The sequence below is a fragment of the Streptomyces sp. NBC_01485 genome (assembly GCF_036227125.1).
Lineage (GTDB): Bacteria > Actinomycetota > Actinomycetes > Streptomycetales > Streptomycetaceae > Streptomyces.
Genome location: NZ_CP109435.1, coordinates 2,012,712 through 2,035,677 on the forward strand (window position 1 = coordinate 2,012,712; position 22,966 = coordinate 2,035,677).

A 22,966-nucleotide genomic window follows, 5' to 3' on the forward strand; every position below is an offset into this window, starting at 1 on the left:
AGGAAAGCCAGGTTCCGTTCGAATCCCTGAGCCTGGATCACCCGAGTTTCGATCGCCGGACTCGCGACTACCCGAGTCCCGACCACCCGAACGCGGATCTCGCCGCCCCGCTCACCCGCTCCCCGCACACCGCGGCGGCCACCACGGCGGCGGCGTGCGCGACGAGCCCCGCACGCCCGTCGCCGGCCACCACCGCCACCCCGAGCAGCGCGCCCAACGCGTGCGCCCCGCTGTCGCCGAGCATCTCCCGCCCACCCAGATCCTCGGGCAGCACAGCCGCGCCGGCCCCGACCGCCACGGCGGACAGTTCCCCGGCCGCCCCCGCCCGCAGCAACCCCGGTGCAGCGAGCGCGAGTACGGCACCGGCGGCCCTCCCGGGGCGTACGTCCACGAGGTTGACGAAGTGCGCGGCCCCGGCGATCACCACCCCCGCGAGCACCTTGTCCAGGGGCCGCTCCTTCAGCAGCGCCCCCGCGACCAGCCCGGCCGCCGAGATCCCGAACAGCTTCACGGCCCCGCTCGTGACCTCGCCCTGCCGCAACGCGCCCAGATGCGCCCGGAAGCCCCGCCGCGGATCGCCGACGCCGACGACGTCGTCGTACGCCCCGCAGATCCCGGCGACGCCCACGGCGAGCGCGGCGCCCGGAGCCACCCGCCCGGCCGCGACCGCGCCGGCCAGAGCGACGGCGGGGCCGGCGTACAACCCGACCGTCCGCCCCGCATGGTTCTCGCGCTCCCAGCGCGCCCGCCCACCGGGCGCCGTCGCCCGCAACACCGCCGCCGTCGCCCGTGTCAGCCCGGCCGCCGCTGCGAACGCCGTGCCCCGTCCCCTTCGTACGCGTATGAACATGCCCTCACCTTAGGGAAACGGCGCATGTCCACGTCACGGCGGCCAGAGCGTCCAGGGGTGCCGCTATCCGTCCGCCCGCGCTGTCGCCAGCAGCTCTTCCGCGTGTGCGCGGGCCGTCTCGGAGTCCTCCTGGCCGGCGAGCATCCGGGACAGTTCCCTGATGCGGTCCTCGCCCTCCAGGATCTTCACGCCGGACCGGGTCACCGACCCGTCGTCGGTCTTCTCCACCAGCAACTGCCGGTCGGCGAAGGCCGCGACCTGCGGAAGGTGGGTGACGACCACGACCTGCGCGGTCTTCGCGAGCCGCGCCAGCCGCCGCCCGATCTCCACGGCCGCCTTGCCCCCCACGCCCGCGTCGACCTCGTCGAAGAGATACGTCGGCACGGGATCCGTCCCCGCGAACACGACCTCGACGGCGAGCATCACGCGCGACAGCTCACCGCCGGACGCGCCCTTGGCGATGGGCCGTGGTGGGGCGCCGGGATGCGGGGCGAGCAGCAGCTCGACCTCGTCCACGCCGGCCGGCCCGTACACCACGGCACGGCCGCCGACCTCGACACCCTCCGGGTCCTCGGTCTGCCGGATGTCGAACGACACGCGCGCGTGCGGCATGGCCAGGGAGGCCAGCTCGGCGGTCACCGCGGCGGCGAACCGCTCGGCGGCCTCCGTGCGCGCGTCCGTCAGCGCCTGCGCCAGCCCGCCGAGTTCGGCCCGCAGGCCGTCCCGTTCGGCGGTCAGTTCGTCGATGCGCTCGTCGTCGCCGTCCAGCTCGGTGAGCCGGGCGGCGCTCTGCTCGGCCCAGGCGAGAACGGCGTTCACGTCCGGACCGTACTTGCGCGTGAGCCCGGTGAGCGCGGCCCGCCGCTCCTCGACGGCCGACAGCCGCAGCGGATCGGCGTCGAGGTCGTCGGCGTACCCCGCGAGGTCGCCCGCCGCATCGCCCAGCAGGATCGCGATCTCCCCGATCCGGCCGGCGAGCGCGGCCAGCGCCGGATCGTGCGACCTGACGGCCTCCAGGGCCCGCTGCGCGCCCGCGACGAGCGTGGCGGCGTCGATGCCCTCGGGATCCTCCGGGTTACCGGCCAGAGCGGCGTGAGCGGCCGTCGCGGCGGACGACAGCGCCTCCGCGTGCCCGAGCCGCTCGGCCTCCTCGGCCAGCTCCGCGTCCTCCCCGGCGCGTGGTTCGACGCCGGCGATCTCGTCGAGCCCGAAGCGCAGCATGTCGGCTTCCTGAGCCCGCTCCCGCGCGCGGGTGACGATCTCCTCCAGCTCGACGGCCACGGCCCGCAGCCGCCGGTAGGCCTCGGTGTACTTGGCGAGCGGCACGGTCACCGCGTCGCCCGCGTACCGGTCGAGCGCCTGCCGCTGCCGGGACAGCTTCAGCAGCCCCTGCTGGTCGGTCTGCCCGTGCACGGCCACCAGCTCGTCGGCGAGCTCGGCGAGCACGCCCATGGGCACACTCCGCCCGCCCACATGCGCCCGCGACCGCCCCTCGGCGGAAACGGTACGGCTGATGATCAGGGCGCCGTCGTCGAGCTCGGCCCCGGCCTCCTCGGCCCGTACGACCACCGGGGCGCCCGCGGGCAGGGCGATCCGCCCCTCCACGACCGCCTTCTCGGCACCTATCCGCACGAGCGCGGGATCGGCGCGCCCGCCGAGCAGCAGCCCGAGGCTGGTGACCACCATGGTCTTGCCCGCACCCGTCTCACCCGTGACGGCGGTGAACCCGGGCGACAGCTCGACAACCGCGTCGTCGATGACCCCGAGCGACCGTATCCGCATCTCCTCCAACACGACCCGAACCTTACGAGGTCGGGGAGGCAAAGTGCGAGGCGGCCCGTCACCCGGGCGAGTGGACCCGCCCAGGGGCGCGGGGCCGCATCGGCATGCGGCTCCGCCGCGCGGGCGCGACCAGCCACAACAGGCCCGCAGCCGCCGCGAGTTCCCCGCCACCCCCTACAAACTGCGCAAACGGCTACGGCCGAGCCCCACGCCACCCGGAAACAGGCAACGCGAACTTCGCCACCAGCCGATCCGTGAACGAAGCGTGATGCAGCCGGGCAAGCCGAACCGGCACAGCCCCCCGCCGCACCTCGACCCGAGCCCCCGCGGGCAACTCGACGGTCCGCCGCCCGTCACACCACAGCACACCCGGCGGAATGTGCGGCAGCACCTCGACCGCAAGCACCGAATCCGGCGAGGTGACCAACGGCTTCGCGAACAACGCGTGCGCGCTGATCGGCACCATCAGCAACGCCTCCACCTCGGGCCACACCACAGGCCCACCGGCGGAGAACGCGTAGGCGGTGGACCCGGTCGGCGTCGACAGGACGATCCCGTCGCACCCGAACCCGGTGACCGGCCGCCCGTCGATCTCCAGCACCACTTCCAGCAGCTTCTCGGCGCCCGCCTTCTGCACGGCCGCCTCGTTCAGCGCCCAGTCGGTGTGCACGATGTCCCCGTTGCGATGCACGACGACGTCGACGGTCATCCGCTCCTCGACCTCGTACGCCTTCGCCACCACCCGGTCGACGACCTTGTCGAGGTCGTCCCGCTCGGCCTCGGCGAGGAAGCCGACGCTGCCGAGGTTGACGCCGAGCATCGGCACCCCCGACGCCCGCGCGAACTCCGCGCCGCGCAGCAGCGTGCCGTCACCGCCCAGGACGATGAGCAGCTCGCACCCCTCCAGGCACTGCGGGGTGGCCTCGGAGACGAGTTCCACCTCGTCAGGCAGGGGCAGGTCGGCGGCCTCGTACTCCAGGACGCGCACCCCGATGCCCTCGCGCAGCAGCCCCTTGACCACCAGCTCGGCGCTGCGAATGGCCGCGGGCCGCCCGGTGTGGGCAAGCAGGAAAACAGTTCGAGCTCGGTTCTGAGTCAACGCGGCCCCTCCGCAACTGCACGGTCAACATCCGCCGGGTCCAGGGCAGGCGCCCCGGCCCGGAGCCACAGAAAGTACTCGACATTGCCCGAAGGCCCGGGCAGCGGACTGGCGGTGACACCCTTCACCCCGAGCCCCAGCTCCCACGCCTTCCCGGCCACGCCCCGCACGGCTTCCGTCCGCAACTGCGGACTCCGTACGACGCCTCCGCTGCCGAGCCGTTCCTTCCCCACCTCGAACTGCGGCTTGACCATCATCACCAGGTCCGCGTCCGGCTTGGTGCACCGCGCAAGGGCGGGCAGGACCAACCCGAGCGGGATGAAGGACAAGTCCCCCACGACAAGATCCACAGACTCCCCATCGATCGCTTCAAGCGTCAACTCGCGTACGTTCGTACGGTCCTTGACCGTGACGCGTTCATCGCTCTGAAGAGACCAGGCGAGTTGTCCGTATCCGACGTCGACCGCGACGACATGCGCGGCGCCCGCCCGCAGCAGCACGTCGGTGAACCCCCCGGTGGACGCCCCGGCGTCCAGCGCCCGCCGCCCCTGCACCACGAGCCCCCGCGGTACGAAGGCGGCCAGCGCGCCGGCGAGCTTGTGCCCGCCCCGGGACACGTAGTCGGGGTCGTCGCCGTCGACGGCGACGACGATCGCGGCGGCCGTCTCCACCTGCGTGGCCGGCTTGGTCGCGACGGTCTTCCCGACGGAGACCCGCCCGGCGGCGATCAGCTGCCCGGCATGCTCACGCGAGCGCGCGAGCTTCCGGCGGACCAGCTCCGCGTCCAGACGGCGCCGTGCGACTCCTGCCACGTTCGGTTCAGCTCCTATTGCGTGTTGCCTGCTGCGTGTTGCCCGTTGCGTGTTGCGTGTTGCTAGTCCCTATTGCCCTACGACGTCGGGGGCCCCGGAGTTCCCGGGCGGGCGTCGAGCGCGGTGAGCGCGTCGCGCAGTCCCCGGTGTACATCCTCGTACACCTCGAGGTGCCCGTCCGTGGCGAGGTGGTCGGCGTCGGCCAGCCGGTCCAGACGGGCGTCGACCTCGGCGTCACCGGTGGGCGTGCGGGAGACGTTCAGCGGGGCAGGCGCGGCGGGGCCGTGCTCCGCCGTCTCAGGCGCGGCCTCCGTCGACGCACCCGCACCCGCGCCTGTCTCCGCCTCCGCCCCCGGCGCTGTGTCGCTCATGCCCAGACGCTACCTCGAACCGCTGAGGTACCGTCGATCACGATGGCCACGATCGAGGAGTGCCGCGCCGCACTCGAGAAGCTCTCGGACAACATGCAGAGCACCGAAGGGGACGTCCGGGCGGCCGCGGCCCTGGACCGTTCGGTGAGCTGCCGGATCACCGACCTGGACGTCACGTTCGTCGGCCGCATGGCGGACGGCCGGATCGTCGTCCACGACACCCTGCAAGGGCCCCCTCGGGAGAAGGCCCAGATCAGGCTGACCATGAGCGGCGACGACCTGGTCGCGCTGGTCGACGGCGGGCTGAACTTCGCGAAGGCCTGGGGCTCGGGCCGGGTGAAGCTGGAGGCCGGTCTGCGGGACCTGTTCCAGCTCAGGAAGCTGCTGTGACCGTCTCGCGCGCGCGTGCCTTCCGCGCCGCCGGCACCACCAGCGGAGTCCCCGTCTCGGGGTCGTCGATGACCTGACAGCGCAGCCCGAAGACCTCCTCCACCAGAGCGGCCGTGACGACGTCGTTCGGCGCGCCCTGCGCGATGACCTCGCCGCCCTTCAGCGCGATCAGGTGGGTGGCGTAGCGGGCGGCGTGGTTGAGGTCGTGCAGCACGGCGACGAGCGTGCGCCCCTGCTCCTCGTGCAGCTCCGCGCACAGGTCCAGTACGTCGATCTGGTGCTGGATGTCGAGGTAGGTCGTCGGCTCGTCGAGCAGCAGCAGCGGGGTCTGCTGGGCCAGGGCCATCGCGATCCACACGCGCTGCCGCTGCCCGCCGGACAGCTCGTCGACGTACCGGTCGGCGAGCTCGGCGACCCCGGTCTGCGCCATGGACTCCTGCACGACCCGCTCGTCCTCGGCCGACCACTGCCGCAGGATGCCCTGGTGCGGGTAGCGTCCGCGGCCGACGAGGTCGGCGACGGTGATCCCGTCGGGCGCGATGGACGACTGCGGCAGCAGCCCCAGCGTCCGCGCGACCTTCTTCGCGGGCATCGACTGGATGACCTGCCCGTCGAGCAGCACCCGGCCGTGGCTCGGCTTCAGCATCCGCGACAGCGCCCGCAGCAGCGTCGACTTGCCGCAGGCGTTGGGGCCGACGATCACGGTGAAGGAGTTGTCGGGTATCTCCACCGACAGCTGTTCGGCGATGACCCGCTGGTCGTAGGCGAGGGTGACGTTCTCGGCGGAGAGGCGGTTCACGGTGCTCCTTCGGTTGTTCGACCCGCGGCTTCCGGAAGGGGTGGCGCTCATGTCCGCAGTGGCGGTGGTCATATCCGGCCCGCCTTGCGCTCGGTGACCAGCAGCCACAGCAGGTAGACCCCGCCCAGCACGCCGGTGACCACGCCCACGGGCAGCTGTCCGTCGCCGAAGAGCCGCTGCGAGGCCCAGTCGGCGGTGACCAGCAGGACCGCGCCCATGCACAGGGACGGCACGAGGTTCGGCCCGGGCATGGGGGCACCTCCCGCGCCCTTGAGGCAGCGGGGGAGGGTCAGCCGCCGGGCGAGCTGCGGCGCGGTGAGCGCCACGAAGCTGACGGGGCCCGCGGCGGCGGTGGCCGCCGCGGTGAGCAGTACGGCGGAGACCATCAGCAGCAGCCGCACCCGCTCCACCCGCACGCCCAGCGCGTGCGAGACGTCGTCGCCCATCTCCATCATCCGCAGCCCGCGCGCGTTGGCGAGGACGAGCGGTACGAGCACGCCGGCCAGGGCGAGCAGCGGCCAGACCTGCTTCCAGTCCCGGCCGTCGAGGGTGCCGGTCATCCAGACGACCGCGCGGGCCGCGTCGACGAAGTCGGCCTTGGTGAGCAGGTATCCGTTGACCGCCGTCGCGACGGCCGAGACGCCGATGCCGACGAGCACCAGCCGGTACCCGTGCACGCCCCGCTTCCACGCCAGCAGGTAGATCAGGGCGCCGGTCACCAGCCCGCCCACCAGCGCGCCGACGGTCACCTGGGCGGCGCTCCCGGAGAACAGCACGATCATCACGAGCGCCCCGGCCGTCGCCCCCTGCCCGAGCCCCAGCACGTCCGGACTGCCCAGCGGGTTGCGCGACACGGCCTGGAACAGCGCCCCGCCGAGCCCGAGCGAGGCGCCGACGAGCAGCCCCACCAGGACGCGCGGCAGCCGCAGTTCGTTGACGATGAACTCCTGCCCGGCGTTGCCGTGGCCGAACAGCGTCCTGACGACGTCACCGGACGAGATCGGGAAGTCGCCGGTGCCGATCAGCACCACGCTCACGGCGAGCGCGGCGACCACCAGCAGCACGACGACGACCAGCGCCCGAGGATCCAGCCGGACGGACAGCCCACCCGGCGTACGCAGCGCACGAGGGGCATGAAGGGTCTTCTGCGCGGTGTTCGTGGTGTTCGTGGCGTTCGTGGTCTTCACAGCTGGGCCGTCCTCCGCCGTCGTACGAGAAAGATGAAGACCGGCCCGCCGATGATCGCGGTGATGATGCCGACCTGCACCTCGGACGGCCGTGCGACGACCCGGCCGATGACGTCGGAGCCGAGCAGCAGCACCGGCGACAGGATGGCCGCGTACGGCATGATCCAGCGCAGGTCGGGGCCGGTGAACGAGCGCACGACGTGCGGGACCATCAGCCCCACGAACACGATCGGCCCGCAGGCGGCGGTCGCCGCGCCGCACAGCACGGTCGCGGCGAGCATCGACAGCGCCCGGGTCCGGTTCAGGTCGGCGCCGAGCGCCTTGGCGGTGTCGTCGCCCATGGCCACGGCGTTCAGCGGCCGGGCGAGGACGAACGCGAGGAACGTGCCGACGGCCAGGAAGGGCAGCACCTGCCAGATGATCTCGTCGGTCGCCGAGGACAGCGAACCGACCGTCCAGAAACGCATCCTGGACAGCGCCGCTTCATCCATGATCATCACGGCCTGGATGTACCCGTAGAGCGCGGCGCTGATCGCGGTGCCGGCGAGCGCGAGCCGCACCGGCGTGGCCCCCCGGCTGCCACCGAGGAACCAGACCAGCGCGCCGACCGCGGCCGCCCCGAAGAAGGCGAACCACACATAGCCGGTCAGGCTGGTGACACCGAAGTAGGTGATGGCGGTGACGACGGCGGCCGAGGCGCCCGCGTTGATCCCGAGCAGCCCGGGGTCGGCCAGCGGATTGCGCGTCAGCGCCTGGAGCACGGCCCCGGACAGACCGAGCGCGGCCCCGACGAGCAGCCCGAGCACGGTCCGCGACAGCCGCTCGTCGACGACGACGTCCGCGTACGTCCCCGAGTCCTCGAACAGTCCGTGCCAGACCTGCGTGACGGACAACTCCTTGGCCCCGACGGCGATGCTCGCCACCGCCACCAACGCCAGGACCGCCACGGCGGCAAGCAGCCCAACGGCACGTGTCGCGTGGCGATTCGGGGGCGCGGGGGCGGTCTCCGCGCGCTGCTCGGGAACACTGTCGACCAACACGTAGTTAGGTTAGCCTACCCTGCCATTCCCCCTCGATCCCTGGTCACGACCGTTGCCGGGTTCACAGGTTCGGGACCGCTCACGGGTTCGGGTCGCTCAGAGACTCACGGGCTCACGGGCTCACAACCCCAGCCGCGCCAGCGCCTTGCCCCCGTCCAGCTCGCAACTCCCCTCCCCCGCCGCCGTCCAGGCCGCCGCGCACAACGCCCGCAGCCCGTCCAGGGCCTCGCCCTCGCCGTCCAGCTCCAGCCGGTCCGCCCGCGCGGTCGCCGTCCAGCCACCGCACCGGAACCCGCCGTCGGCCACGCCCACCTCCGGCTGCCCGGTGAGCAGCCCGCGCAGGTCGTTGTCGACATACGTCGGCCGGTGCTGCGGCGGCGCGGCGAGCAGTTGAGCACCGTCCGTGACCCCCGTGAGCACGAGCAGCGAGTCGACCTCCCCGTTGAACGCCCCCTCGATGTCCGTGTCCAGCCGGTCCCCGACGACCAACGGCCGCTCGGCGCCCGTCCGCAGGATCGTCTCCCGGTGCATGGGAGGCAGCGGCTTGCCCGCGACCTGCGGCTCGGCGCCGGTCGCGATCCGTACGACCTGCACCGCCGCCCCGTTGCCCGGCGCGATGCCCCGCCCGCTGGGGATCGTCAGGTCGGTGTTGGACGCGAACCACGGCACCCCGCGCGCGACGGCGTAGGACGCCTCGGCGAACCGCCCCCACGGCAGGTCGGGCCCGCCGAACCCCTGCACGACGGCCGCCGGATCGTCGTCCGCCGATTCGACCGGCTCGAGCCCGCGCTCCCGCAGCGCGACCCGCAGCCCCTCCCCGCCGATCACCAGCACCCGCGAACCCGCCGGCACCTGCTCACTGATCAGCCGCGCGACCGCCTGCGCCGAGGTGATGACCTCCTCGGCCCCCGTCGGTATCCCCAGCTCGGTGAGGTGCTCGGCCACGGTGTCCGGCGTCCGCAGCGCGTTGTTGGTGACGTACGCGAGCCGCATCCCGCCCGCGCGGGCGGTGGCCAGCGACTCGACGGCGTACGCGATCGCGTCACCCCCCGCGTACACCACCCCGTCGAGGTCGAGCAGCGCCGTGTCGTACGCCTCGCTCAGGGCCTGCCCACTGGCCTCGGGCCTCGTCCTGACGCTCCGGCTCATTGCACATCGCTCCTCGTTCGGTCCGCTTTCCCCCGATCATCCCGCATGCCACTGACACACGTAGACACACGTACGATGCCGGGATGAACACAGCAGGTCACTCGGAAGCAACGGCGCGCCGAGGCCTGGAACTCACCCCGTTCCGAGGCCTGCGCTACGACCCCGACCGGGTCGGCAGCCTCGCCGCGGTCACCTCCCCGCCGTACGACGTCGTCGTCCGCCCCGACGGCCTGCACCAACTCCAGGACGCGGACCCGTACAACATCGTCCGCCTGATCCTCCCCCAGGCCACCACCCCCACCGCCCGCACCGAACAGGCCGCCGGCGCCCTGCGCCGCTGGCTGTCCGAGGGCATCCTGACGGCCGACGCCGAGCCCGCCCTGTACGTCTACGAGCAGCGGCACGCGGACGGCATGCTCCAACGCGGCCTCATCGGCACCCTGCGCGTCTCGGAGCCGTCGGAGGGAATCGTCCTCCCGCACGAGGACGTCATGCCGCACATCGTCGCCGACCGGGCGGCCCTGATGCGCGCCACGCACGCCAACCTCGAGCCCCTGCTCCTCACCTACCGCGGCAACGGCACGGCGGCCGAGATCGTGGACCGCACCGCGGAGCACCCCCCGCTCCTGTCCACCACCACGCAGGACGGCTACAGCCACCGGCTCTGGGCGATCACCGACCCCGCCGAGACGGCCCGCGTGCAGACGGACCTCGCCCGCCACCAGGCCCTCATCGCCGACGGCCACCACCGCTGGGCGACCTACCTCCGGCTCCACGCGGAGCACCCCTCCCCCAGCCCCTGGGACCACGGCCTGGTCCTCCTGGTCGACACCGCCCGCTACCCCCTGCGCGTCCGCGCCATCCACCGCCTCCTGCACGGCCTGCCGGTCGCGGAGGCCCTGGCCGCGCTCGACGGCCGGTTCCGCGTCCAACGCCTGGCGGTCCCCCTCCCGGAGGCCCTCGACACCCTGGCGGACGCGGCCTGCGCGGGCAACGCGTTCCTCCTGGCGGGCGACGGCGCCTTCCACCTCCTGGACCGCCCGGACCCGGCGCTCCTCGACCGCACGATCCCCGCCGACCGCCCGGCGGCCTGGCGCACCCTGGACGCGACGGTCCTGCACGCCACGCTCCTAGACCACGTGTGGCACATCCCCGAGGACGACCCCGCCCGCATCGCCTACATCCACGACACGGCCGCGACGGTGGAGAAGGCGGAACGCGACGGCGGTACGGCGGTCCTGCTCCACCCGGTCCGCGAGGAGGTCGTCCGCGACCTCGCCCGCCAGGGCGTCACGATGCCCCGCAAGTCGACGTCGTTCGGCCCGAAACCGGCCTCGGGCCTGGTCCTGCGCGCACTCGACATCTGAACGCACAAAGGGGCGGGACCCGGTGACACCGGATCCCGCCCCCTAGACCTGTGTCAGGCCTCGTCAGTCCTCATCGCGCTCGGCCTTGACCTCGGCCACGTCGTCGACCTCGGCCTCCTCCACCACAGCCCCGGCGTCCTCGGTCTCGGTCTCACCCTCGGTCTCACCCTCGGTCTCGGTCTCGGTCTCGCTCTCGTCGAGGGCGTCGACGAAGTCCACCCCGTCGAGTTCGGCGAGCCGGTCAGAGGCGTCCGTGCTGCCGTCCTTGTCGGACTCGATGGCCTTCGCGAACCACTCCCGCGCCTCACCCTCGCGCCCGGCGGCGAGCAGCGCGTCGGCGTACGCGTACCGCAGCCGCGCGGTCCACGGCTGGACGGAGTTGGCGGCCAGCTCGGGGCTCTGCAGCGTCACGATGGCCGCGTCCAGTTGCCCCAGGTCACGCCGGGCCCCGGCCGCGACGAGCCGCATCTCCACCTGGCCGGCCTTGTCCAGCTTGTTCACCTCGGGAGCGCCGGCCATGTCGAGTGCCTTCTCCGGCCGCCCGAGCCCACGCTCGCAGTCGGCCATGACGGGCCACAGTTCGACACCGCCGCTCATCCGCCGCGCGGCCCGGAACTCGGCGAGCGCCTCGCTGTACTTCTGGTTGGCGTACGCGGCGAACCCGCCGGCCTCACGCACGGCGGCGACGCGCGAGGCAAGCCGCAGGGCCACCTTGGAGTAGGCGTACGCCTGCTCGGGGTCCTCGTCGATCAGCCGGGCGACCATCACCAGGTTCCTGGCGACGTCGTCGGCAAGCGTCTTGGGCAGGCTCATCAGCTCCTGCCGCACGTCCTTGTCGATCTCCTCACCGGTGACGTCCTCCGGGATCGGCAGCCGCTTGATCGGCTCACGGTCGCGGTCCCGCTCGTCACGGAACCGGCCGCCACCACCCTGCCGGTCGTCCCGACGGTCATCACGCCCGTCACGACCCCGGAACCCACCGGGCCGCGCACCCCTGTCATCCCCACGGGGCCCACGAGCCCCCCGGTCGTCCCGACCACGGAATCCACCGCCAGCGCCACCACCACGACTGTCGTCCCGCCGCACGAACCCACCACGGTCATCGCCCCGACGATCGTCACGCCGGTCATCGCGCCGGTCGTCACGCCGGAAGGCGGGACGGTCACCGGAACCACCGCGGTTGTCGTCACGCCGGAAGGGGGGACGGTCGCCACCACGGTTGTCGTCACGGCGGAAGGGGGGTCGGTCACCGGAACCACCGCGGTTGTCATCGCGGCGGAAGGCGGGACGGTCGCCACCACGGTTGTCGTCGCGACGGAACGCGGGACGGTCGCCACCACGGTTGTCGTCGCGACGGAACGCGGGACGGTCGCCACCACGGTTGTCGTCACGGCGGAAGGGGGGTCGGTCTCCACGGTCGTCCCGACGCGGCCCACGGTCACGGTCGTCCCGCTGGAACGCCGGCCGAGAACCCCGATCACCTTCACGACGGTCATCACGACGATCGTCCCGACGGAAACCGGGACGGTCACCGGAACCACCACGGTTGTCATCGCGGCGGAAGGGGGGACGGTCGCCACCACGGTTGTCGTCACGCCGGAAGGCGGGACGGTCCCCACGATCATCACGGCCCCGGTCGTCACGACGATCGTCCCGGCGGAAGCCCCCACGCTCACCAGAGCCACCACGGTTGTCATCACGACGGAACGCGGGACGGTCCCCACCACGATTGTCGTCACGCCGGTCGTCGCGGCGGAAGGCGGGACGGTCACCGGAGCCACCACGGTTGTCGTCACGGCGGAAGGGGGGTCGCTCGCCGCGGTCGTCGCGCCGGAAGGGGGGTCGGTCTCCACGGTCGTCCCGACGCGGCCCACGGTCACGGTCGTCCCGCTGGAACGCCGGCCGAGAACCCCGATCACCTTCACGACGGTCATCACGACGATCGTCCCGACGGAAACCGGGACGGTCACCGGAACCACCACGGTTGTCATCACGACGGAACGCGGGACGGTCCCCACCACGGTTGTCATCACGCCGGTCGTCGCGGCGGAAGGCGGGGCGGTCGCCACGGTCATCACGGCCCCGGTCGTCGCGACGATCATCGCGCCGGCCGTAACCACCGCCGCCACCACCACGGTTGTCGTCACGGCGGTTGTCGTCACGCCTGAAGGCGGGACGGTCGCCACGGTCCTGGCCCCCGCGGTTGGCACCGCGGTCGCCGCGGTCACCGCGGTCCCCATTGTCCCGTCGCCGCTGGTCGCGCTCCGGTCGATCGTCGGGAGAGTTGGTGGACATCGGGTGACTCCTGTCTTCGGTACCGCAAAACATTCTCGCGCACCCGGGTACCCGGCGCGCTCCGGAAAAACAAAAGGACCCTTGGCCCCAGCTGAACGCTGGGACCAAGGGTCCTTTCCAAAGATTGTTCGGCGGCGTCCTACTCTCCCACAGGGTCCCCCCTGCAGTACCATCGGCGCTGTAAGGCTTAGCTTCCGGGTTCGAAATGTAACCGGGCGTTTCCCTCACGCTATGACCACCGAAACCCTAATGGTTTCGAGCGAACAAGCACACTTTTTACTTGTTTTCAGCTCTAGCCGGCAACAGTCGTTGCCTCAGAACTAACACAGTGGACGCGAGCAACTGAGGACAAGCCCTCGGCCTATTAGTACCGGTCAGCTCCACCCATTACTGGGCTTCCACATCCGGCCTATCAACCCAGTCGTCTACTGGGAGCCTTAACCCCTCAAAGGGGGTGGGAATACTCATCTCGAAGCAGGCTTCCCGCTTAGATGCTTTCAGCGGTTATCCCTCCCGAACGTAGCCAACCAGCCATGCCCTTGGCAGAACAACTGGCACACCAGAGGTTCGTCCGTCCCGGTCCTCTCGTACTAGGGACAGCCCTTCTCAATATTCCTGCGCGCGCAGCGGATAGGGACCGAACTGTCTCACGACGTTCTAAACCCAGCTCGCGTACCGCTTTAATGGGCGAACAGCCCAACCCTTGGGACCGACTCCAGCCCCAGGATGCGACGAGCCGACATCGAGGTGCCAAACCATCCCGTCGATATGGACTCTTGGGGAAGATCAGCCTGTTATCCCCGGGGTACCTTTTATCCGTTGAGCGACGGCGCTTCCACAAGCCACCGCCGGATCACTAGTCCCGACTTTCGTCCCTGCTCGACCCGTCGGTCTCACAGTCAAGCTCCCTTGTGCACTTACACTCAACACCTGATTGCCAACCAGGCTGAGGGAACCTTTGGGCGCCTCCGTTACTCTTTAGGAGGCAACCGCCCCAGTTAAACTACCCATCAGACACTGTCCCTGATCCGGATCACGGACCCAGGTTAGACATCCAGCACGACCAGACTGGTATTTCAACGACGACTCCCCCTGAACTGGCGTCCAGAGTTCAAAGTCTCCCAGCTATCCTACACAAGCCGAACCGAACACCAATATCAAACTATAGTAAAGGTCCCGGGGTCTTTCCGTCCTGCTGCGCGAAACGAGCATCTTTACTCGTAGTGCAATTTCACCGGGCCTATGGTTGAGACAGTCGAGAAGTCGTTACGCCATTCGTGCAGGTCGGAACTTACCCGACAAGGAATTTCGCTACCTTAGGATGGTTATAGTTACCACCGCCGTTTACTGGCGCTTAAGTTCTCAGCTTCGCCACACCGAAATGTGACTAACCGGTCCCCTTAACGTTCCAGCACCGGGCAGGCGTCAGTCCGTATACATCGCCTTACGGCTTCGCACGGACCTGTGTTTTTAGTAAACAGTCGCTTCTCGCTGGTCTCTGCGGCCACCCCCAGCTCGGAGAGCAAGTCCCCTCACCAGTGATGGCCCCCCTTCTCCCGAAGTTACGGGGGCATTTTGCCGAGTTCCTTAACCATAGTTCACCCGAACGCCTCGGTATTCTCTACCTGACCACCTGAGTCGGTTTAGGGTACGGGCCGCCATGAAACTCGCTAGAGGCTTTTCTCGACAGCATAGGATCATCCACTTCGCCACAATCGGCTCGGCATCAGGTCTCAGCCTTAATGTGCGACGGATTTGCCTATCGCACGGCCTACACCCTTACCCCGGGACAACCACCGCCCGGGATGGACTACCTTCCTGCGTCACCCCATCACTCACCTACTACAAGTCTGGTCCGTCGGCTCCACCACTTTCCATTCCCCGAAGGGTCCGGAACGGCTTCACGGACTTAGCATCGCCTGATTCAATGTTTGACGCTTCACAGCGGGTACCGGAATATCAACCGGTTATCCATCGACTACGCCTGTCGGCCTCGCCTTAGGTCCCGACTTACCCTGGGCAGATCAGCTTGACCCAGGAACCCTTAGTCAATCGGCGCACACGTTTCTCACGTGTGTATCGCTACTCATGCCTGCATTCTCACTCGTGAACCGTCCACCACTGCCTTCCGGCGCGGCTTCACCCGGCACACGACGCTCCCCTACCCATCACAGCACCCGTTGGGGCTATATGCTGCAATGACACGACTTCGGCGGTACGCTTGAGCCCCGCTACATTGTCGGCGCGGAATCACTAGACCAGTGAGCTATTACGCACTCTTTCAAGGGTGGCTGCTTCTAAGCCAACCTCCTGGTTGTCTCTGCGACTCCACATCCTTTCCCACTTAGCGTACGCTTAGGGGCCTTAGTCGATGCTCTGGGCTGTTTCCCTCTCGACCATGGAGCTTATCCCCCACAGTCTCACTGCCGCGCTCTCACTTACCGGCATTCGGAGTTTGGCTAAGGTCAGTAACCCGGTAGGGCCCATCGCCTATCCAGTGCTCTACCTCCGGCAAGAAACACACGACGCTGCACCTAAATGCATTTCGGGGAGAACCAGCTATCACGGAGTTTGATTGGCCTTTCACCCCTAACCACAGGTCATCCCCCAGGTTTTCAACCCTGGTGGGTTCGGTCCTCCACGAAGTCTTACCTCCGCTTCAACCTGCCCATGGCTAGATCACTCCGCTTCGGGTCTTGAGCGTGCTACTCAAACGCCCTATTAGGACTCGCTTTCGCTACGGCTACCCCACCCGGGTTAACCTCGCAACACACCGCAAACTCGCAGGCTCATTCTTCAAAAGGCACGCAGTCACGAGACATGTGCAAGCACATGTCCGACGCTCCCACGGCTTGTAGGCACACGGTTTCAGGTACTATTTCACTCCGCTCCCGCGGTACTTTTCACCATTCCCTCACGGTACTATCCGCTATCGGTCACCAGGGAATATTTAGGCTTAGCGGGTGGTCCCGCCAGATTCACACGGGATTTCTCGGGCCCCGTGCTACTTGGGTGTCTCTCAAACGAGCCGTTGACGTTTCGGCTACGGGGGTCTTACCCTCTACGCCGGACCTTTCGCATGTCCTTCGCCTACATCAACGGTTTCTGACTCGCCTCACAGCCGGCAGACTGTGAAAGAGAGATCCCACAACCCCGTATGCGCAACCCCTGCCGGGTCTCACACGCATACGGTTTGGCCTCATCCGGTTTCGCTCGCCACTACTCCCGGAATCACGGTTGTTTTCTCTTCCTGCGGGTACTGAGATGTTTCACTTCCCCGCGTTCCCTCCACATACCCTATGTGTTCAGGTATGGGTGACAGCCCATGACGACTGCCGGGTTTCCCCATTCGGAAACCCCCGGATCAAAGCCTGGTTGACGACTCCCCGGGGACTATCGTGGCCTCCCACGTCCTTCATCGGTTCCTGGTGCCAAGGCATCCACCGTGCGCCCTTAAAAACTTGGCCACAGATGCTCGCGTCCACTGTGCAGTTCTCAAACAACGACCAGCCACCCATCACCCCCAACCCTCACCGGGTCGGAGTGCACTGGGGCCGGCACTGAAGACAGACCTTGCGGCCATACCCTCAGACACCCAACAGCGTGCCCGACCAACCCCCGCCCGAAGATCATGCTTTCCACACCCTTACGAGCAGTACTTGCAGCCTCCGACCCGGAAACCGGCCGAATAATCAACGTTCCACCCTTGAGCAACCACCGTCGGACATACGCCGACGTAATGGCCCTGGACCACCGGGCAAGCCCGGCAGCCTAGATGCTCCTTAGAAAGGAGGTGATCCAGCCGCACCTTCCGGTACGGCTACCTTGTTACGACTTCGTCCCAATCGCCAGTCCCACCTTCGACAGCTCCCTCCCCGTGAGGGGTTGGGCCACCGGCTTCGGGTGTTACCGACTTTCGTGACGTGACGGGCGGTGTGTACAAGGCCCGGGAACGTATTCACCGCAGCAATGCTGATCTGCGATTACTAGCAACTCCGACTTCATGGGGTCGAGTTGCAGACCCCAATCCGAACTGAGACCGGCTTTTTGAGATTCGCTCCACCTCACGGTTTCGCAGCTCTTTGTACCGGCCATTGTAGCACGTGTGCAGCCCAAGACATAAGGGGCATGATGACTTGACGTCGTCCCCACCTTCCTCCGAGTTGACCCCGGCAGTCTCCTGTGAGTCCCCATCACCCCGAAGGGCATGCTGGCAACACAGAACAAGGGTTGCGCTCGTTGCGGGACTTAACCCAACATCTCACGACACGAGCTGACGACAGCCATGCACCACCTGTACACCGACCACAAGGGGGCGACCATCTCTGGCCGTTTCCGGTGTATGTCAAGCCTTGGTAAGGTTCTTCGCGTTGCGTCGAATTAAGCCACATGCTCCGCTGCTTGTGCGGGCCCCCGTCAATTCCTTTGAGTTTTAGCCTTGCGGCCGTACTCCCCAGGCGGGGAACTTAATGCGTTAGCTGCGGCACCGACGACGTGGAATGTCGCCAACACCTAGTTCCCACCGTTTACGGCGTGGACTACCAGGGTATCTAATCCTGTTCGCTCCCCACGCTTTCGCTCCTCAGCGTCAGTAATGGCCCAGAGATCCGCCTTCGCCACCGGTGTTCCTCCTGATATCTGCGCATTTCACCGCTACACCAGGAATTCCGATCTCCCCTACCACACTCTAGTCTGCCCGTATCGAATGCAGACCCGGGGTTAAGCCCCGGGCTTTCACATCCGACGTGACAGACCGCCTACGAGCTCTTTACGCCCAATAATTCCGGACAACGCTTGCGCCCTACGTATTACCGCGGCTGCTGGCACGTAGTTAGCCGGCGCTTCTTCTGCAGGTACCGTCACTCTCGCTTCTTCCCTGCTGAAAGAGGTTTACAACCCGAAGGCCGTCATCCCTCACGCGGCGTCGCTGCATCAGGCTTTCGCCCATTGTGCAATATTCCCCACTGCTGCCTCCCGTAGGAGTCTGGGCCGTGTCTCAGTCCCAGTGTGGCCGGTCGCCCTCTCAGGCCGGCTACCCGTCGTCGCCTTGGTGAGCCATTACCTCACCAACAAGCTGATAGGCCGCGGGCTCATCCTTCACCGCCGGAGCTTTCAACCCCCACCCATGCGAGTGGAAGTATCATCCGGTATTAGACCCCGTTTCCAGGGCTTGTCCCAGAGTGAAGGGCAGATTGCCCACGTGTTACTCACCCGTTCGCCACTAATCCACCCCGAAAGGCTTCATCGTTCGACTTGCATGTGTTAAGCACGCCGCCAGCGTTCGTCCTGAGCCAGGATCAAACTCTCCGTGAATGTTTTCCCGACTATGCTTAATTAAAAGCGCGGGTCGACACCACGAGAGCGGAACAGCCAGGCGGAATAAGCCCGGCCGTTCACAGCGTCCTCGCTGTGTTTTGTTTCAAAGGAACCTCATCCCCGGCTATCACTGCCGGGAACGGGGTATCAACATATCTGGCGTTGATTTTTGGCACGCTGTTGAGTTCTCAAGGAACGGACGCTTCCTTTGTACTCACCCGAGAGACTCTCTCAGGCTTTCCTCCGGGCTTTTCCCTTCGGTCTTGCGTTTCCGACTCTATCAGATCCTTTTCTTGATCCGATTCCCTGTCGGCGGGATTGCCTTGGGCTTTGGGCTTTCGCCTGTCGGCCTTTCGACATTCACTACGTTAGCCGATTCCCTCCGCAACTCATAATCGAGTTCCGCCGAGTCGAATTCGGACATGCGGACACGCCGAATTCACCCCCGCTGAGGGGCGCTGTAGTAGTGGGTTGGCCGCTTCCGGCTGCTGGCGATTGCCGTACCCGGTTCAAGCGGCTCGGGCTACGTTACGCGCAGGCCAACAGTGAGTCAACTTCGTCGACGTCGTGGGGCGTGGGCCCGATAAGGGCTCACCGTCGGGTCGTTGGCGACCCAGTATCGCCAGGGGTGCACGGCCCCGTCGCCGGAGACTCCGGTGCGTGGGCCGCTGCGTACCTGGTCCGAGGGGACCGGGGTGCCCGTCAGGATCCTCAGCGGGGTGTCCCCGGTGGCGCAGGCGTCCGTGCCGTCAAGGGTTCTGTCCACGTCCAGGGCGGTGGCCAGGCGGGCAGGGCCTTTGGCCAGTTCCTTGTCATTTCGGGCTGAGAGTCGACGTTTGCGCGCCGACTCGGCCCCCTCGACGATCTCTCCGGCGCGGAGCAGGACGGCGCTCGCCGTGCCGTCCGGACCGCAGACGAGGTTCATGCAGTGCCACATGCCGTAGGTGAAGTAGACGTACACGTGTCCCGGCGGGCCGAACATCACGCTGTTGCGGGCCGTGGGGCCCCGGAAGGCGTGGGAGCCGGGGTCGTTGGGGCCGTCGTAGGCCTCGACCTCTGTGAGGCGCAGGGTGATCGGACCGTCGGGGGTCGTACGGACGAGCAGGCGGCCTAGGAGATCCTGGGCCACTTCCAGGACAGGGCGGTCGAAGAAGGTCCTGGGCAGGGGCGTACGGTCGGGGGTCGCGATCATGCCCGCCGAGCGTAGTGCAGACGGACGGGTGCGTCGGGGTGGTCAGCGGGTACGCGGCTTGCCAGGGTGTGGAGCGCGGAACCGGCCACGTCCGGATCGCGTTTGTAGGGGTCGAGGGATCGATCCCTCGGTTGAGGTCGTAGAAGGTCACGAGGGAGAGACATGGCGTTCAAGAAGCTGCTCGCGAGCCTGGGGGCCGGCGGAGCCTCGGTCGAGACGGTGCTGACCGAGGTCAACGTCGTTCCGGGCGGTGTCGTCCAGGGCGAGGTGCGGATCCAGGGCGGGTCCGTCAACCAGCAGATCGAGGGGCTGTCGGTCGGGCTGCAGGCCAAGGTCGAGGTCGAGAGCGGTGACCAGGAGTACAAGCAGGACGTCGAGTTCACGAAGCTGCGGCTCGGGGGCGCGTTCGAGCTGCAGGCGGGTGCCGTGCACACGGTGCCGTTCGGGCTCGAGATCCCCTGGGAGACGCCGGTCACGATGATCGACGGGCAGTCGCTGCGCGGGATGAACATCGGGGTGACCACCGAGCTGGAGATCGCCCGCGCCGTGGACTCCGGTGACCTGGACCCGATCAACGTCCACCCGCTGCCGGCGCAGAAGGCGATCCTGGACGCCTTCATCCAGTTGGGCTTCCGCTTCAAGAACGCGGACCTGGAGCGCGGTCACATCCGGGGTACGCGGCAGAAGCTGCCGTTCTACCAGGAGATCGAGTTCTTCCCGCCGTCGCAGTACCGGGGGCTGAACCAGGTCGAGCTGAGCTTCGTGGCCGACGGGAACGCGATGGACGTCGTCCTGGAGATGGACAAGAAGCCCGGGCTGTTCAGCGAGGGAAGTGACACCTTCCGCTCGTTCCAGGTGGGTCTGCACGACTACCAGGGGACCGACTGGGCCGCCTACCTCAACCAGTGGCTGTCCGAGGTCGGCAGCAAGCGCAACTGGTTCTAGGCTCGGAACCACTGATTCCACCGTCTCCCCACAGGATCGTTCAGGAGGTACCCAGGTGACCGAGCTCAAGCGGCGGCCGCTCCCCCATGACTTCCACCCGCCCGTGCCGTCGTTCACGGTGACGAGTGAGGATGTCGCGGAGGGCGCGACGCTCAGGAGTGCTCAGGTCCACACGGAGGGGAACACCTCGCCGCAGTTGCGGTGGAAGGGGTTCCCGCCCGAGACCAAGAGTTTCGCCGTGACCTGCTACGACCCGGACGCCCCGACGGGCAGCGGGTTCTGGCACTGGGTCCTGTTCGACATCCCGGCCTCGGTGACCGAGCTGCCGGCGGGTGCGGGCAGCGGCGCGTTCAAGGGGCTGCCGGAGGGTGCCGTACAGGCGCGTAACGACTACGGCGGCAAGGATTTCGGCGGTGCCGCTCCGCCGCCGGGGGACGGGCCGCACCGGTACGTCTTCACGGTGTACGCGGTCGATCAGGAGAAGCTCGGTCCTGACGCCGACGTCTCGCCCGCCGTCGTGGGGTTCAACCTGCGGTTCCACGCGATCGCCCGTGCTCAGCTGATCGGTGAGTACGAACATCCCACGGAGGGATGAGTCAGCTCATCGTTCATTGAACGTTTGCCCGCCCCCGGTCTTGGAAGTGATCAGGGGCGGGCATTTTGTTGCCGGGGGTCGCGGGGGTCACCTCCCGTGGAGCGGCAGATATTGCGTTGTCCATCTCGGCGTGCCCGGCCAGAGTTGGTCCCAGCCCGCCACGGGGGTGGGCCGGTGCACACAGGAGGTGGGCTGGTTATGCGGGACACGCTGGTACTGAACGCGAGCTTCGAGCCGCTGTCGACGGTGACGTTGAACCGAGCCGTCGTTCTGGTGCTTCAGGACAAGGCCGTCGTCGAGCAGGCCCACCCCGAACTGCGGATGCGCGGAGCCGAGGTCGACATTCCGGCGCCGCGGGTGATCAGGCTGTGCAGGTACGTACGGGTGCCGTTCCGAAGACAAGCTCCGTGGTCGAGGCGGGGTGTGCTGGTCAGGGACCGGCACCGGTGCGCGTACTGCGGTCGCCGGGCGACGACCGTGGACCACGTGGTGCCGCGGGCGCAGGGTGGTCAGGACTCGTGGCTGAACACGGTCGCGTCGTGCGCGGAGGACAACCACCGTAAGGCGAACCGGACTCCGGAGCAGGCGGAGATGCCGTTGCTGCGGCAGCCGTTCGAGCCGACGCCGGCGGACGCGATGCTGCTGTCGCTGGGGCAGGACGACCTGGCCGCACTGCCGGACTGGCTGACGTTGGACGCGGCGTAGTCCACCACGCCTGTACGTGACTGGGGCCCATCTCCGCTCGGGAGGTGGGCCCCAGTCACGTCACCAGTGTCATGTCACCGGTCAGTCGATCGACGGCTTCTCTCGGCGTTCGTTGCCACCGCCGTTGCCGTTACCGGAGTTGCCCGAGTTCCCGGAGTTGCCCCCGCCGAAGTTGCCGAAGTTGCCCATGCTGCCGGACAGGCCCTTGAGGGCGTCGCCGATTTCGCTGGGGACGATCCAGAGCTTGTTGGCGTCGCCCTGGGCGATCTTCGGGAGCATCTGGAGGTACTGGTAGGAGAGGAGTTTCTGGTCCGCGTCGCCGGCGTGGATCGCCTCGAAGACCGTACGCACGGCCTGGGCTTCGCCCTCGGCGCGCAGGGCGGCGGCCTTGGCCTCACCTTCGGCGCGCAGGATCTGGGACTGCTTCTCGCCCTCGGCGGTGAGGATCGCGGCCTGGCGCGTGCCTTCCGCGGTGAGGATCGCGGCGCGCTTGTCACGGTCGGCGCGCATCTGCTTCTCCATCGAGTCCTGGATGGAGGTCGGGGGCTCGATCGCCTTCAGTTCCACACGGTTGACGCGGATGCCCCACTTGCCGGTCGCCTCGTCGAGGACGCCGCGCAGGGCCGCGTTGATCTCCTCGCGGGAGGTCAGGGTCCGCTCCAGGTCCATGCCGCCGATGATGTTGCGGAGCGTGGTGACGGTGAGCTGCTCGATCGCCTGGATGTAGCTGGCGACCTCGTAGGTCGCGGCCCGGGCGTCGGTCACCTGGTAATAGATGACCGTGTCGATGTTGACGACCAGGTTGTCCTGGGTGATCACCGGCTGCGGCGGGAACGGGACGACCTGTTCGCGGAGGTCGATGCGGTTGCGGATGGTGTCTATGAACGGAACGACGATGTTGAGGCCCGCGTTGAGCGTGCGCGTGTAGCGGCCGAAGCGCTCCACGATCGCGGCGCTCGCCTGCGGGATGACCTGGATCGTCTTGATGAGGGCGATGAAGACCAACACCACCAGAATGACCAGGACGATGATGACCGGTTCCATCGCGGCTCCCCGTACCTTTCTCCGCCTC

The 22,966-nt window shown here is 68.0% G+C and carries 17 protein-coding genes, 3 rRNA genes and 1 pseudogene; 5 read left to right on the plus strand and 16 right to left on the minus strand.

What is annotated here, in order from left to right; all coding sequences use genetic code 11:
* Nucleotides 1-67 precede the first annotated feature (67 nt).
* The 5 genes from OG352_RS09280 to OG352_RS09300 all read right to left on the minus strand — a co-directional run bounded on the left by OG352_RS09280 (nt 68) and on the right by OG352_RS09300 (nt 4,914).
* Nucleotides 68-850: a hypothetical protein gene (locus OG352_RS09280; protein ID WP_329215913.1), complete on the minus strand. Its 783-nt coding sequence runs from the start codon at nt 848-850 to the stop codon at nt 68-70.
* A 63-nt stretch (nt 851-913) separates the two neighbouring features.
* Nucleotides 914-2,632 (minus strand): DNA repair protein RecN, encoded by a 1,719-nt coding sequence (gene recN, locus OG352_RS09285; RefSeq protein ID WP_329223768.1) that lies wholly within the window; start codon nt 2,630-2,632, stop codon nt 914-916.
* Nucleotides 2,633-2,825: 193 nt separating this feature from the next.
* The gene (locus OG352_RS09290) at nt 2,826-3,731 is read right to left on the minus strand and encodes an NAD kinase (RefSeq protein ID WP_329215914.1); all 906 of its coding nucleotides are present in this window, start codon (nt 3,729-3,731) and stop codon (nt 2,826-2,828) included.
* Nucleotides 3,728-4,543 carry a TlyA family RNA methyltransferase gene (locus OG352_RS09295; protein ID WP_329215915.1) on the minus strand — a complete coding sequence of 272 codons (816 nt, stop codon included), beginning with the start codon at nt 4,541-4,543 and terminating at the stop codon, nt 3,728-3,730. Before OG352_RS09295 ends, OG352_RS09290 begins: the two co-directional genes overlap by 4 nt.
* A 77-nt stretch (nt 4,544-4,620) precedes the next feature.
* Complete coding sequence (locus OG352_RS09300) at nt 4,621-4,914, minus strand: hypothetical protein (RefSeq protein WP_329215916.1); 294 nt, start codon at nt 4,912-4,914, stop codon at nt 4,621-4,623.
* Nucleotides 4,915-4,956: 42 nt separating this feature from the next.
* Here OG352_RS09300 and OG352_RS09305 point away from each other — a divergent pair, with 42 nt between their 5' ends.
* On the plus strand, nt 4,957-5,304 hold the full coding sequence (locus OG352_RS09305) for an SCP2 sterol-binding domain-containing protein (RefSeq protein ID WP_093780510.1): 348 nt from the start codon (nt 4,957-4,959) through the stop codon (nt 5,302-5,304).
* Here the strand turns inward: OG352_RS09305 and OG352_RS09310 are convergent.
* The 4 genes from OG352_RS09310 to OG352_RS09325 all read right to left on the minus strand — a co-directional run bounded on the left by OG352_RS09310 (nt 5,288) and on the right by OG352_RS09325 (nt 9,479).
* Nucleotides 5,288-6,154, minus strand: a complete 867-nt coding sequence (locus tag OG352_RS09310) for an ABC transporter ATP-binding protein (RefSeq protein ID WP_329223769.1) — start codon at nt 6,152-6,154, stop codon at nt 5,288-5,290. The genes OG352_RS09305 and OG352_RS09310 overlap by 17 nt on opposite strands.
* A gap of 17 nt (nt 6,155-6,171) precedes the next feature.
* The gene (locus tag OG352_RS09315) at nt 6,172-7,290 is read right to left on the minus strand and encodes a FecCD family ABC transporter permease (protein ID WP_329215917.1); all 1,119 of its coding nucleotides are present in this window, start codon (nt 7,288-7,290) and stop codon (nt 6,172-6,174) included.
* On the minus strand, nt 7,287-8,330 hold the full coding sequence (locus OG352_RS09320; RefSeq protein ID WP_329215918.1) for a FecCD family ABC transporter permease: 1,044 nt from the start codon (nt 8,328-8,330) through the stop codon (nt 7,287-7,289). The genes OG352_RS09315 and OG352_RS09320 overlap by 4 nt, the downstream gene beginning before the upstream one ends.
* Before the next feature lie 120 nt (nt 8,331-8,450).
* Nucleotides 8,451-9,479 carry an HAD hydrolase-like protein gene (locus OG352_RS09325; protein WP_329215919.1) on the minus strand — a complete coding sequence of 343 codons (1,029 nt, stop codon included), beginning with the start codon at nt 9,477-9,479 and terminating at the stop codon, nt 8,451-8,453.
* 83 nt (nt 9,480-9,562) lie between these two features.
* Between OG352_RS09325 and OG352_RS09330 the strand changes: the two genes are divergently transcribed.
* Nucleotides 9,563-10,846: a DUF1015 domain-containing protein gene (locus tag OG352_RS09330; protein ID WP_329215920.1), complete on the plus strand. Its 1,284-nt coding sequence runs from the start codon at nt 9,563-9,565 to the stop codon at nt 10,844-10,846.
* A gap of 63 nt (nt 10,847-10,909) precedes the next feature.
* Here the strand turns inward: OG352_RS09330 and OG352_RS09335 are convergent, their stop codons facing one another.
* From OG352_RS09335 to OG352_RS09360, 6 genes and pseudogenes are all read right to left on the minus strand, one after another.
* Entirely contained in the window at nt 10,910-11,674 is a 765-nt protein-coding gene (locus OG352_RS09335) for a hypothetical protein (RefSeq protein ID WP_329215921.1), read from the minus strand.
* Nucleotides 11,675-11,917: 243 nt separating this feature from the next.
* Nucleotides 11,918-12,616: pseudogene (locus tag OG352_RS39945) on the minus strand (hypothetical protein); the annotation flags it as partial.
* A 651-nt stretch (nt 12,617-13,267) separates the two neighbouring features.
* Nucleotides 13,268-13,384 (minus strand): 5S ribosomal RNA (gene rrf / locus OG352_RS09345).
* Between the two features lie 101 nt (nt 13,385-13,485).
* A 23S ribosomal RNA gene (locus OG352_RS09350) occupies nt 13,486-16,608 on the minus strand.
* A gap of 319 nt (nt 16,609-16,927) precedes the next feature.
* A 16S ribosomal RNA gene (locus OG352_RS09355) occupies nt 16,928-18,454 on the minus strand.
* Together the 16S, 23S and 5S rRNA genes form the textbook arrangement of a ribosomal RNA operon.
* Before the next feature lie 553 nt (nt 18,455-19,007).
* Nucleotides 19,008-19,649 (minus strand): DNA-3-methyladenine glycosylase, encoded by a 642-nt coding sequence (locus OG352_RS09360; protein WP_329215923.1) that lies wholly within the window; start codon nt 19,647-19,649, stop codon nt 19,008-19,010.
* 162 nt (nt 19,650-19,811) lie between these two features.
* Between OG352_RS09360 and OG352_RS09365 the strand changes: the two genes are divergently transcribed.
* The 3 genes from OG352_RS09365 (at nt 19,812) to OG352_RS09375 (ending at nt 21,894) form a co-directional block, all read left to right on the plus strand.
* The gene (locus tag OG352_RS09365; protein WP_329215924.1) at nt 19,812-20,594 is read left to right on the plus strand and encodes a sporulation protein; all 783 of its coding nucleotides are present in this window, start codon (nt 19,812-19,814) and stop codon (nt 20,592-20,594) included.
* A gap of 55 nt (nt 20,595-20,649) precedes the next feature.
* The gene (locus tag OG352_RS09370; RefSeq protein WP_329215925.1) at nt 20,650-21,189 is read left to right on the plus strand and encodes a YbhB/YbcL family Raf kinase inhibitor-like protein; all 540 of its coding nucleotides are present in this window, start codon (nt 20,650-20,652) and stop codon (nt 21,187-21,189) included.
* Nucleotides 21,190-21,387: 198 nt separating this feature from the next.
* Nucleotides 21,388-21,894 (plus strand): HNH endonuclease, encoded by a 507-nt coding sequence (locus OG352_RS09375; protein ID WP_329215926.1) that lies wholly within the window; start codon nt 21,388-21,390, stop codon nt 21,892-21,894.
* Between the two features lie 81 nt (nt 21,895-21,975).
* Here the strand turns inward: OG352_RS09375 and OG352_RS09380 are convergent, their stop codons facing one another.
* Nucleotides 21,976-22,938 (minus strand): SPFH domain-containing protein, encoded by a 963-nt coding sequence (locus tag OG352_RS09380; protein ID WP_329215927.1) that lies wholly within the window; start codon nt 22,936-22,938, stop codon nt 21,976-21,978.
* Nucleotides 22,939-22,966 lie beyond the last annotated feature (28 nt).

Bases quoted from the DNA above. Each gene is read 5' to 3' on its own strand.
- OG352_RS09280 (WP_329215913.1), bottom strand. From the start codon at position 850: ATGTTCATACGCGTACGAAGGGGACGGGGCACGGCGTTCGCAGCGGCG.
- recN (WP_329223768.1), bottom strand. From the start codon at position 2,632: ATGCGGATACGGTCGCTCGGGGTCATCGACGACGCGGTTGTCGAGCTG.
- OG352_RS09300 (WP_329215916.1), bottom strand. From the start codon at position 4,914: ATGAGCGACACAGCGCCGGGGGCGGAGGCGGAGACAGGCGCGGGTGCG.
- OG352_RS09305 (WP_093780510.1), top strand. From the start codon at position 4,957: ATGGCCACGATCGAGGAGTGCCGCGCCGCACTCGAGAAGCTCTCGGAC.
- OG352_RS09310 (WP_329223769.1), bottom strand. From the start codon at position 6,154: ATGAGCGCCACCCCTTCCGGAAGCCGCGGGTCGAACAACCGAAGGAGC.
- OG352_RS09325 (WP_329215919.1), bottom strand. From the start codon at position 9,479: ATGAGCCGGAGCGTCAGGACGAGGCCCGAGGCCAGTGGGCAGGCCCTG.
- OG352_RS09330 (WP_329215920.1), top strand. From the start codon at position 9,563: ATGAACACAGCAGGTCACTCGGAAGCAACGGCGCGCCGAGGCCTGGAA.
- OG352_RS09360 (WP_329215923.1), bottom strand. From the start codon at position 19,649: ATGATCGCGACCCCCGACCGTACGCCCCTGCCCAGGACCTTCTTCGAC.
- OG352_RS09365 (WP_329215924.1), top strand. From the start codon at position 19,812: ATGGCGTTCAAGAAGCTGCTCGCGAGCCTGGGGGCCGGCGGAGCCTCG.
- OG352_RS09375 (WP_329215926.1), top strand. From the start codon at position 21,388: ATGCGGGACACGCTGGTACTGAACGCGAGCTTCGAGCCGCTGTCGACG.
- OG352_RS09380 (WP_329215927.1), bottom strand. From the start codon at position 22,938: ATGGAACCGGTCATCATCGTCCTGGTCATTCTGGTGGTGTTGGTCTTC.